Annotated in this window: 2 protein-coding genes; both read right to left on the bottom strand. The window is 38.0% G+C overall.

Annotated features, from left to right (window positions below; all coding sequences use genetic code 11):
- Window positions 1–129: 129 nt before the first annotated feature.
- Window positions 130–789, bottom strand: a complete 660-nt coding sequence (gene deoC, locus E1171_RS02680) for a deoxyribose-phosphate aldolase (protein ID WP_155203816.1) — start codon at window positions 787–789, stop codon at window positions 130–132.
- 250 nt (window positions 790–1,039) lie between these two features.
- The coding region (locus tag E1171_RS02675; RefSeq protein WP_246164129.1) for an FAD-dependent oxidoreductase at window positions 1,040–2,373 on the bottom strand (1,334 nt) is incomplete at its 5' end.

The following is a 2,373-nucleotide window of genomic DNA, read 5'->3' as shown; positions in this document are numbered from 1 at the left end:
CACTTACCCTATTTGATTTACTGTTCTTTTTAATTTTTAGTTTGGATGTTGCCTTTGGGTTTTTATTATACCCTGTTTACTTTATAGCCCTTTCTACTTAATTCTTATTTTTTAAATCTAAAATATTAATTATTTGCTTCTGACCGCTTTTACAATCTCGACCCCGGAAGATGTACCTATTCGGTCAGCTCCTGCTTCTATCATGTCCTTTGCTTGTTGTAGGTTTTTAATCCCTCCTGAAGCTTTAATGCCCACATTAGAAGAAAGGGTTTCTCTCATTAAGCGAATATTTTCAACTTTGGCCCCCTGTCCCGCAAATCCTGTAGAAGTTTTTACAAAATCAGCACCTGCCTCTTGGCAAAGTAGGCTTAGCATTTTGATCTCTTCATCATTTAGATAGGCGGTTTCAATAATAACCTTCAGAAGTGCTTGCTGTTCATGCGCAAGAGTGGCCAGTTTAGCTATTTCAATTTTTACCCAGGGCATTCCGGATTTAAAAGCCGATATATTCACTACTAAATCTAATTCAGTCGCACCGTCATTTAGGGCTTGTCTAGCCTCTTCCATTTTGGCTTCTGTAGTGGTATAGCCCAATGGAAATCCAATAACAGTAACTATCTGAATGTCTTCTTCCTTGAGGTCTCGGCTTACTTTTTTTACCCAAAATGGGGGTACACAAACTCCGCCAAACTGGTATACTTTGGCTTCCTTAATCAGAATTTCAATGTCTTGATAGGTAAGGGTAGGTTTTAAGTTTGTTTGTTCAATAAATCGATTTATGTTTTCCATTTTTATTGTCTTTGAATTGTCGCTAATGAGTTAATGGGAAAACAACTTTCCTGTCATGCAAAAGTAAAAATAATGCTCTTTAAATAGTTGGAAGGATAGTATATTTTCATTGGCAGTTAATTTTTTATTCAATCAGCATAGTAGGTTTACCGTTTTGGAAAGGGGAAAGGCCTAAGTATTATTAGGCAGAAGATTTGGAAGATTAGGGGATAGTAAGGTTGGTTCAGACGATTCGCCTGAACCTGTGAGATTAAATTTCTAATTGTTTTACAATGGCTGAAAAATCTAAACTTTCCCATTTGGTTTCCAAATCGCTAGTTTTCATTACTTCATCCATGATTTTCTCCTGTTTTTTACCAATGGATAAGGCTTCTGAATAGCGCAAATCACTGAAGGTAACCATTGAGTACAATGGAATCCATTTTTCGGGAAATTGTTGATGCAATTTGGCCTCGATTTTTTTTCTTAACAAAAATCCCTTGTCAGCTACTTTATCTCGCATTTCGATAAAGTTTTGCAAGGCTAGTTCTGAAATGGCATCTGCATCTATTTTGCGGCTTTCTTGAAACTTATCTAAAATTTGAGGCCAATTTCCGTGGTATTGATCCATTAATTCCGAAAGGACCCTACAATCTTCAAAGCCAGCATTCATTCCTTGTCCATAAAAAGGAACAATAGCGTGGGCAGCATCACCAATCAAAAACTCATTGCCTGATTTACTCCAGGGATAACATTTTATGGTAACTAAAGAACAAGTTGGGTTATTGAAAAAGTCTTCCTTTAAAGTTGGCATTAAGGGGAGAGCATCTGGAAAGGTTTCGGCAAAAAATTCTTCCACTTGATTCGGGGTGCTCAAAGTATCAAAAGATTTTTCTCCATGGAATGGAAAAAATAAGGTGCAGGTAAAACTCTTATCTAAATTAGGTAAGGCGATGAGCATGTATTGCCCTCTTGGCCAGATATGCAGAGCATGAGGCTCTAAAGCAAAATTTCCCTGCGCATCAGGGGGTATACATAGCTCCTTATAGCCATGTGCCAAATAAAACTGGGAATAATTGAATTGGTCGGTGTTTTGCATGGCTTTTCTTAAAGAAGAAAAAGCACCGTCAGCACCAACGATTAAATCGGAGGGTATATGTTTTAAGGTACCATCTGATTCCTTTATCAGAAGATGATTATTTTTAAAGTCCACCTTCTGACACTTTTGTCCAAAATAAATGGAGGCCCCCCATCGCTCCGCTGTGGAGTTTAATATTTCATTTAGATGGGAGCGGGAAACTGAATAGATTGCTTCTCCCTCTTTTCCATATGGTTGAAAACCCAAGTTCCCATTTTCATCGTGCATCATTCGGCCTTTCATGGGAATGCTGATCTTTCGGACCTTTTCCTCCACACCAACAATCTGGAGGGCTTTCCAGCCTCTTCTACTTAGAGCCAGGTTTATAGACCTTCCACCTTGGACCGACTGAATACGACTATCTTCTCTTTTTTCAAATACATTTACTTTATATCCTTTTTTGGATAAAATCCCTGCTAATAAAGATCCAACCAAACCAGAACCTAGAATGGAAACGCTTTGCTTTC

The sequence above is a fragment of the Xanthovirga aplysinae genome, from assembly GCF_009711365.1.
GTDB lineage: Bacteria > Bacteroidota > Bacteroidia > Cytophagales > Cyclobacteriaceae > Xanthovirga > Xanthovirga aplysinae.
This window is presented reverse-complemented; position numbering and strand designations above follow the sequence as displayed.